An 8,516-nucleotide genomic window follows, 5' to 3' on the forward strand; every position below is an offset into this window, starting at 1 on the left:
CGCGTGCGGCAGGCGCCGCAGCCGCAGGCCGCCGCGCGCGCGGCGCCCGGCCAGCCGGCGGCGCCGATGATCAACAACCCGCTCGTCAGTACCGAGAAGCTGATCATCATCGGCGCATCGACGGGCGGCACCGAGGCGATCCGCGAAGTGCTGACGCCGCTGCCGCCGGACGCGCCGGCGGTGCTGATCGCGCAGCACATGCCGCCGGGCTTCACGAAATCGTTCGCGCAGCGGCTGAACGGCCTGTGCCGGATCGCGGTGAAGGAAGCCGAGCACGGCGAGCGCGTGCTGCCGGGCCATGCGTACATCGCGCCGGGCCATGCGCACCTGCTGCTCGCGCGCAGCGGTGCGAACTACATCGCGCAGCTGTCGGACGAGCCGCCGGTGAACCGTCACCGGCCGTCGGTCGACGTGCTGTTCCGGTCGGCGGCGCAGCACGCGGGCAAGAACGCGATCGGCGTGATCCTCACGGGGATGGGCCGCGACGGCGCGGCCGGGCTGCTCGACATGAAGCGCGCGGGCGCCCACACGTTCGCGCAGGACGAGGCGAGCTGCATCGTGTTCGGGATGCCGCGCGAGGCGATCGCGCTCGGCGGCGCGGAAGAGGTCGCGCCGCTCGCCGAGATGAGCCGGCGCGTGATGGCGCGTCTCGCGACGATGGGCGACCGCGTACAGCGGGTCTGAATGAAATGTCACGGGACGCGTGCAAGGTTGCGCGGCCCGACGGTAACGAATCTGCAAAGGAACGACGATGGACAAGAGCATGAAAATCCTGGTGGTGGACGATTTCCCGACGATGCGCCGGATCGTCCGCAACCTGCTCAAGGAGCTGGGCTACGCGAACGTCGACGAAGCCGAGGACGGCGCGGCCGGCCTCGCGCGTCTGCGCGGCGGCGGTTTCGACTTCGTGATCTCGGACTGGAACATGCCGAACCTCGACGGGCTCGCGATGCTGAAGGAAATCCGTGCGGACGCGGCGCTCGCGCACCTGCCGGTGCTGATGGTCACGGCCGAGTCGAAGAAGGAGAACATCATCGCGGCCGCGCAGGCAGGCGCGAGCGGCTACGTCGTGAAGCCGTTCACGGCCGCGACGCTCGACGAGAAGCTGAACAAGATCATCGACAAGATGGCGAAGGCCGGGAGCTGACGTGAACGAGCCGATTCATGCGGCGCTCGCCGGTGCGGGACTCAACGCCGACAGTCACGCCGAAGGCGCCGATCTCGCCAGCGACCGCATCCTCGCGCGCATCGGGCAGCTCACGCGCACGCTGCGTGATTCGATGCGCGAGCTCGGCCTCGACAAGCATGTCGAGCGTGCGGCCGAAGCCGTGCCCGACGCACGCGACCGGCTGCGCTACGTCGCGACGATGACCGAGCAGGCGGCCGAGCGCGTGCTGAACGCGATCGAGATCGCGAAGCCCGTGCAGGAGCGCATCCAGAACGAGGCCGAGGCGCTCGACGCGCGCTGGGCGCAGTGGTACGCCGCGCCGATCGAGCACGCGGAAGTGCGCGCGCTGATGGGCGACACGCGCGCGTTCCTGCACGGCTTGCCCGAAGCGACGTCCGCGACCAGCGCGCAGCTGCTCGAGATCATGCTCGCGCAGGATTTCCAGGATCTGACCGGGCAGGTGATCAAGAAGATCATGGACATGGTCTACCTGATCGAGCAGCAACTGCTCACCGTGCTCGTCGACAACATCGCGCCCGAGCGGCGCGAGCAGTTCGCGGCGACCGCGGCCGCGCTCGCGGCCGAGCACGTGAGCACGACCGGCAGCCCCGAGTCGCTGCTGAACGGGCCGCAGGTCGCGCCCGAAGGCAAGTCCGACGTGGTGCAGGACCAGGCGCAGGTCGACGACCTGCTCGCGAGCCTGGGCTTCTGACCGTGCGGCATCGCGCCGGCCCGTCCATGTCATGGGGCGGGCCGGTGCGCATGGCTTTCCCGTTCTCCCCGGCCCGTCGCGAGCGGGCCGCGCTGCGTCAATTTGACACTCCGCCACAGTCCGCAGGCATACTACGCGTCAGCAGCAACGAAGCGTCATTCCAACGACTTTCATTGGCTGACCTGCGGTGGCCGAGCCTGACAGCGGGCCGACGGCAACGAAGCCAGTCCCTTGGGGGGGAACGTGAAACTGAAACGCTTGGGCTGGACTGCCGCGCATGCGGCGGTTGCAATGGGTGTGCTGTGGACCGTCCACGCACAGGCCGAACTGGGCGGCGCGCCGATGTCGCCGCCGGCGGACGATCACGCGGCAACCGTGCGCGCGCTGCAGCGCGCAATGCGCTCGGCCGACGGTGCACCGGCGAGCGCCGCCGCCTATACCGTGCGCGAGATCACGCTCGGATCGGGCACCGTCATCCACGAATACACGTCCACGGCCGGCACCGTGTTCGGCCTCGCGTGGCGCGGGCCGACCATGCCGGATCTGGCGTCGCTCCTCGGCAGCTATTTCCCGCAGTACACCGCCGGCGTTCAGGCGGCTCATGCCGCGCGCGGCTGGCGCGCACCGGTGTCCGTCGACACGAGCAACCTCGTGATCCGCACGGGCGGCCACATGGGCGCGTTCGCGGGCCAGGCGTGGCTGCCCGCCGCGCTGCCCGCCGGGCTGACCGGCACCGACATCCAGTGACAGCGGGAGAGCGATCTTGATAATTCCTCATACCTTCAAGCGCTGGCTCGGAATGCTGAGCCTCGCGGCCGCGACGGCCATGCTCGTGACGGCATGCGGCGGCGGCGATGGCGGCGGCGACAACGGCAGCAACGGTAACAACGGCAATAACGGCGGCAACTCCAGCGTATCGGACGGCAACACCGCCAATACGGCCGTGATCACCGTCGGCACCGGCGTCGCGCGCGTGATCAACATCCCGACCGTCAACGTGAAGATCTGCGTGCCCGGCACGTCGAACTGCCAGGTGGTCAACAACGTGCTCGTCGACACGGCGTCGTACGGGCTGCGGCTGGTCGGCAGCGCCGTGTCGGGCGTGCTCGGCAGCCTGCCGCAGGTGACGAGCGGCGGCGCGCCGGTCGCCGAATGCGGCAAGTTCGTGTCCAGCTACACGTGGGGCACGGTGCGCACCGTCGACCTGACGATCGGCTCGGAGCAGGCAAGCTCGCTGCCGGTGCAGATCATCGGCGACCTCGGCACGACCGGCGTACCGAACTCGTGCACGAACGGCGGGACCTCGGCGAACTCGGCCAACGATCTCGGCGCGAACGGCATTCTCGGCATCGGGCCGGCGCCGGTGGACTGCGGCACGAACTGCGCGACGTCGACGTCGGCGACCTACAACAACTACTATGCGTGCCCGAACGGCAATTCGAGCTGCACGGTCGCGCTGGTGCCGACCACGCAGCAGGTGGCGAACCCGGTCCATCGTTTCGCGACCGACAACAACGGCGTGATCGTGCAGATGCCCGCCATCTCCAGCAGCGGGCAGGGCAGCGCGACGGGCAAGCTCACGTTCGGGATCGGCACGCAGAGCAACAACGCGCTCGCCGCGTCGACGGTGTTGACGTCGACGACGACGGGGGACGTGAGCGCGTCGTTCCTTGGCAGCAGCGTGACCGCGTTCTTCGATACGGGCTCGAACGCGTATTTCTTCAACGACGCGTCGCAGACGAAGTGCTCGACCAACACGCAGTTCTACTGCCCGTCGTCGACGGCCACCTACACCGCGACGCTGACCGGCCGGAACGGGACGTCGGGCGGCGTGTCGATGTCGATCCAGAACGCCGATTCGCTGTTCGCGAGCCCGTCGACGTACGCGTTCAACGACATCGCCGGACCGTTCGGCCCGTCCGGATGGCTCGATCTCGGCCTGCCGCACTTCTACGGCAAGACGATCTACTTCGGGATGGACCGGACCGCGAGCGGCGGCGCGGCACCTTACGTCGCGTTCTGATCGCGCACGCGGCATCGCAGCAAAAAGGGGGCGAGCGATCGTCCCCTTTTTTCAAGCTCCCGCGCCGCCTTGGGGCGGCGTACGGATGCAGCGCTTACGAGACAAGACCGGACACGGATGCCGACACGACATCGAGGAGGCAGCATCATGAGCCAGCGCATTCAACGTATCACGCCGTTCCTGTGGTTCGATCATGACGCCGAGGCGGCCGCGAACTTCTACGTGTCGGTGTTCGACGACGCACGCATCGTGCACGTCGCGCGCTACGGCAAGGCCGGTGCCCAGGTGTCCGGGCAGGCGGAGGGCACGGTGATGACGGTGTCGTTCGAGCTCGACGGGGTCGCGTTCCTCGCGCTGAACGGCGGCCCGGCGTTCCCGCTCACGCCGGCCGTGTCGTTCGTGGTGAACTGCCGCGACCAGCACGAGATCGACCGCTACTGGGCGGCGCTGTCCGAAGGCGGCGACGAGCGCGCGCAGCAGTGCGGCTGGCTGCGCGACCGTTTCGGCGTGTCGTGGCAGGTCGTGCCGGTGCAGATGTCCGAGCTGATGACGGGCGACCCCGCGCGCGCCGAGCGCGTGATGGCGCAGGTGATGAAGATGAAGAAGCTCGATCTCGGGCTGCTGCAGCAGGCGGCGGCCGGGTAGCGGCCGGGCGCGCATGCCGGCCTCGCGCGGCCGGCGTGCGGGCCGGTGCGCCGCGATGCGCGGTGCTCGCGCGTCGGGGCAGGTTGCCTCCATCGCTTCGCCTCTGCGGCGAATCCGCGCGTCACCGCTTTATCGCTTACGGCGTCGATGCCGTCACCATCCCCCCCGTCGCACCGGCACCGGCACCGCCACCGCCACCGCCCCCGCCGCCGCCGCCGCCGCCTTCATGACCCCGGCCACACCGCCGTTCGCGCCCCCGATTCCCCCCCGCCGCAAGCCCGTCCGATTCCCCGAAATACCCCCCTTTCCCGGCTTTGCTCGACCGATCGGCGTTTGACGCGCGCATGAATAATCGGTGTCACTGGAAAGCGGCATTTCGCCGTACCCGACTGGAGGCCCCGTGGCAGACGAGAGCGATCTCGACAGAACCGAAGCCGCCACTCCGAGACGCCGCGAGAAGGCGCGCGAGGAGGGGCAGGTCGCGCGCTCGCGCGAACTGGCTTCGTTCGCGCTGCTCGCGGCCGGGTTCTACGGTGCGTGGCTGCTCGCGGGGCCGTCGGGCGCGCATCTGCAGACGATGCTGCGCGGCGCGTTCTCGTTCGACCGCGCCACGGCGTTCGACACGAACCGGATGCTGTCCGCGGCCGGCAGCGCGAGCGCCGAGGGCTTCGCCGCGCTGCTGCCGCTGCTCGCGCTGACGGGCGTGGCCGCGCTGGCCGCGCCGATGGCGCTCGGCGGCTGGCTGATCTCGCAAAAGACCTTCGAGCTGAAGTTCGACCGCCTGAACCCGATCTCCGGCCTCGGCCGCATCTTCTCGATCCAGGGGCCGATCCAGCTCGGGATGTCGCTCGCGAAGACGCTCGTCGTCGGCGGGATCGGCGGGATCGCGATCTGGCGCAGCAAGGACGAGCTGCTCGGCCTCGCGACCCAGCCGCTCGGCGCGGCGCTCGCCGACGCGCTGCATCTGGTCGCCGTGTGCTGCGGCACGACCGTTGCCGGGATGCTGGTCGTCGCCGCGCTCGATGTTCCTTACCAACTCTGGCAGTACAACAAGAAGTTGCGCATGACGAAGGAAGAAGTGAAGCGCGAGCATCGCGAGAACGAAGGCGATCCGCACGTGAAGGGCCGCATCCGCCAGCAGCAGCGCGCGATCGCGCGGCGCCGGATGATGGCCGCCGTGCCGAAGGCCGACGTGGTCGTCACGAACCCGACGCACTTCGCCGTCGCGCTGCAGTATACGGACGGCGAGATGCGCGCGCCGAAGGTCGTCGCGAAGGGCGTGAACCTCGTCGCCGCGCGCATCCGCGAGCTCGCGGCCGAGCACAACGTGCCGCTGCTCGAAGCGCCGCCGCTCGCGCGTGCGCTGTATCACAACGTCGAACTCGAACGCGAGATTCCCGGCTCGCTGTACTCGGCCGTCGCCGAGGTGCTCGCATGGGTCTACCAGCTCAAGCGCTTCCGCGCGGAAGGCGGCGCGTTCCCGGCGGCGCCGGTCGATCTCGCCGTGCCGGCCGAACTCGACAAGGGTACGTCGGTGTCGACCGACGACGCGCGCGACGAAGCCGACGACGCACTCGGTACGCGAGGCGCGGCATGAGCACCCCGACCACCGGCCTGTTCGGCAAGCGCCCGAACCCGTTCGCCGGCACCAATCTGCGCGCGCTCGCCGGCCCGATCCTCATCTGCATGATCCTGGGGATGATGATCCTGCCGCTGCCGCCGATGCTGCTGGATCTGCTGTTCACGTTCAACATCGCGCTGTCGGTGATGGTGCTGCTCGTCAGCATGTACACGATGAAGCCGCTCGATTTCGCGGCGTTCCCCAGCGTGCTGCTGTTCTCGACGCTGTTGCGCCTGTCGCTGAACGTCGCGTCGACGCGCGTCGTGCTGCTCGAAGGCCACACCGGGCCCGATGCGGCCGGCCAGGTGATCGAGGCGTTCGGCCACTTCCTCGTCGGCGGCAACTTCGCGGTCGGCATCGTCGTGTTCGTGATCCTGATGATCATCAACTTCATGGTGATCACGAAGGGCGCGGGGCGGATCGCCGAAGTGTCCGCGCGCTTCACGCTCGACGCGATGCCGGGCAAGCAGATGGCGATCGACGCCGACCTGAACGCGGGCCTCATCAACGAAGAGCAGGCGCGCAAGCGCCGCACCGCGGTCGCGCAGGAGGCCGAGTTCTACGGGTCGATGGACGGCGCGTCGAAGTTCGTGCGCGGCGACGCGATCGCGGGCCTGATCATCATGGCGATCAACGTGATCGGCGGGCTGATCGTCGGGATGGTCCAGCACGACATGAGCTTCGCCGCGGCCGGCACCAACTACACGCTGCTGACGATCGGCGACGGCCTCGTCGCGCAGATCCCGTCGCTCGTGATCTCGACGGCGGCCGGCGTGATCGTGTCGCGCGTCGCGACCGACGAGGACATCGGCACGCAGATCACCGGCCAGCTGTTCACGAACCCGCGCGTGCTGAACATCACCGGCGCGATCATCGTGCTGATGGGGCTGATCCCGGGCATGCCGCACTTCGCGTTCCTCGCGCTCGGCGGCGGCGCGATCTGGCTCGCGCGCACGCAGACCCGCCGTGCGGCGGCGCGCGTCGCGGCCGGCGACGTGACGGAGATCGCGCCGCCCGCCGCGCTGCCGGGCGAAAGTCACGAAGCGACCTGGGACGACGTGCAGCTGATCGATCCGCTCGGCCTCGAAGTCGGCTACCGGCTGATTCCGCTCGTCGACAAGAACAGCGACGGCGAGCTGCTCAAGCGCATCAAGAGCATCCGCAAGAAATTCGCGCAGGAAATCGGCTTCCTGCCGCCGGTGATCCATATCCGCGACAACCTCGAGCTGCGGCCGAACGCATACCGGATCGCGCTGAAGGGCGTCGAGATCGGCACCGGCGAAGTGTTCCCGGGCCAGTGGCTCGCGATCAACCCGGGCCAGGTGACGGCCGCGCTGCCGGGCGCCGTCACGCAGGATCCGGCGTTCGGGCTGCCGGCCGTGTGGATCGACGTCGCGATGCGCGAGCAGGCGCAGGTGTACGGCTACACGGTGGTCGATGCGAGCACGGTGGTCGCGACGCACCTGAACCATCTGGTCGTCCAGCATGCGGCCGAACTGCTCGGCCGCCAGGAAGTGCAGGCGCTCGTCGAACGCACCGGCAAGGATGCGCCGTCGCTCGTCGAGGACCTCGTGCCGAAGACGATCTCGCTCACGACGCTGCAGAAAGTGCTGCAGAACCTGCTCGACGAAGGCGTGCCGATCCGCGACATGCGCACGATCCTCGAGTCGGTGTCCGAACACGCGGGCCGCGGCGACGCATACGAGATCACCGCCGCGGTGCGGCTGTCGCTCGGCCGCGCGATCACGCAGCAGTGGTATCCGGGCGCGGGCGAGATGCAGGTGATGGGGCTGGATGCGAATCTCGAGCGCGTGCTGTCGCAGGCGCTCGCCACCGGCGCAAATCCGGGCCTCGAGCCGGGCCTTGCGCACAACCTTCTGACCGGCACGCAACAGGCGATGCTGCGTCAACAGAATCTCGGGCTGCCGCCCGTGCTGCTCGTGCAGCACGCGTTGCGCGCGATGCTCGCGCGTTTCCTGCGCCGCAGCCTGCCGCAATTGAAAGTGCTGTCGTACGCCGAAGTGCCGGATACACGCACGATCAAAGTTGTTAACGTCATCGGGGGCCCCGCTTGAACATTCGCAAATTCACCGGCGCGACCAGCCGCGACGCGCTTCGCCTCGTGCGCGAGGCACTCGGCGCCGACGCCGTCGTGCTGTCGAACCGCACGCTCGATGACGGTCGTGTCGAAATCGTTGCACTCGCCGATTCGGACCTCGCCGCGGTTGCGCCGTCGGCGGCCGTTCGCCCGCGCGCGAGCGCGCCGCGTGCGCCGGAGTCCGTGCCGGCCGCCGCGGTGCCGGGCATCGTGTCGCGCGCAGCGCCCGCGGCCGCGCCCGCACGTCCG

8 protein-coding genes and 1 pseudogene are annotated in these 8,516 nt (G+C 69.2%); all 9 read left to right on the forward strand.

Annotated elements, in window-relative coordinates; genetic code table 11:
* On the forward strand, window positions 1-684 hold a 684-nt coding region (gene cheB, locus O1Q03_RS39445; protein WP_269511439.1), incomplete at its 5' end, for a chemotaxis-specific protein-glutamate methyltransferase CheB.
* A gap of 67 nt (window positions 685-751) precedes the next feature.
* Entirely contained in the window at window positions 752-1,147 is a 396-nt protein-coding gene (cheY, locus tag O1Q03_RS39450; RefSeq protein WP_269511442.1) for a chemotaxis response regulator CheY, read from the forward strand.
* 1 nt (window position 1,148) lies between these two features.
* The gene (gene cheZ, locus O1Q03_RS39455) at window positions 1,149-1,880 is read left to right on the forward strand and encodes a protein phosphatase CheZ (RefSeq protein ID WP_269511445.1); all 732 of its coding nucleotides are present in this window, start codon (window positions 1,149-1,151) and stop codon (window positions 1,878-1,880) included.
* A gap of 243 nt (window positions 1,881-2,123) precedes the next feature.
* Window positions 2,124-2,627, forward strand: a complete 504-nt coding sequence (locus O1Q03_RS39460; RefSeq protein ID WP_269511448.1) for a DUF2844 domain-containing protein — start codon at window positions 2,124-2,126, stop codon at window positions 2,625-2,627.
* Window positions 2,628-2,643: 16 nt separating this feature from the next.
* Entirely contained in the window at window positions 2,644-3,903 is a 1,260-nt protein-coding gene (locus O1Q03_RS39465) for a DUF3443 domain-containing protein (RefSeq protein WP_269511450.1), read from the forward strand.
* 147 nt (window positions 3,904-4,050) lie between these two features.
* A complete protein-coding gene (locus tag O1Q03_RS39470; RefSeq protein ID WP_269511452.1) occupies window positions 4,051-4,548 on the forward strand; it encodes a VOC family protein in 498 nt (165 codons plus the stop codon).
* Between the two features lie 400 nt (window positions 4,549-4,948).
* Window positions 4,949-6,145, forward strand: coding sequence for a flagellar biosynthesis protein FlhB (gene flhB, locus O1Q03_RS39475; protein WP_269511455.1), 1,197 nt, complete (start codon window positions 4,949-4,951; stop codon window positions 6,143-6,145).
* Window positions 6,142-8,244 carry a flagellar biosynthesis protein FlhA gene (gene flhA / locus O1Q03_RS39480; RefSeq protein ID WP_269511458.1) on the forward strand — a complete coding sequence of 701 codons (2,103 nt, stop codon included), beginning with the start codon at window positions 6,142-6,144 and terminating at the stop codon, window positions 8,242-8,244. The genes flhB and flhA overlap by 4 nt, the downstream gene beginning before the upstream one ends.
* Window positions 8,241-8,516: pseudogene (gene flhF / locus O1Q03_RS39485) on the forward strand (flagellar biosynthesis protein FlhF); the annotation flags it as partial. The gene flhA and the pseudogene flhF, both read left to right, overlap by 4 nt.

The sequence above is a fragment of the Burkholderia sp. IMCC1007 genome, assembly GCF_027257875.1.
In the GTDB taxonomy this organism is placed as follows: Bacteria; Pseudomonadota; Gammaproteobacteria; order Burkholderiales; family Burkholderiaceae; genus Burkholderia.

What these genes read in the sequence shown, in the direction of transcription:
- cheY (WP_269511442.1), top strand. Translation starts at nt 752, where the DNA reads ATGGACAAGAGCATGAAAATCCTGGTGGTGGACGATTTCCCGACGATG.
- O1Q03_RS39470 (WP_269511452.1), top strand. Translation starts at nt 4,051, where the DNA reads ATGAGCCAGCGCATTCAACGTATCACGCCGTTCCTGTGGTTCGATCAT.
- flhA (WP_269511458.1), top strand. Translation starts at nt 6,142, where the DNA reads ATGAGCACCCCGACCACCGGCCTGTTCGGCAAGCGCCCGAACCCGTTC.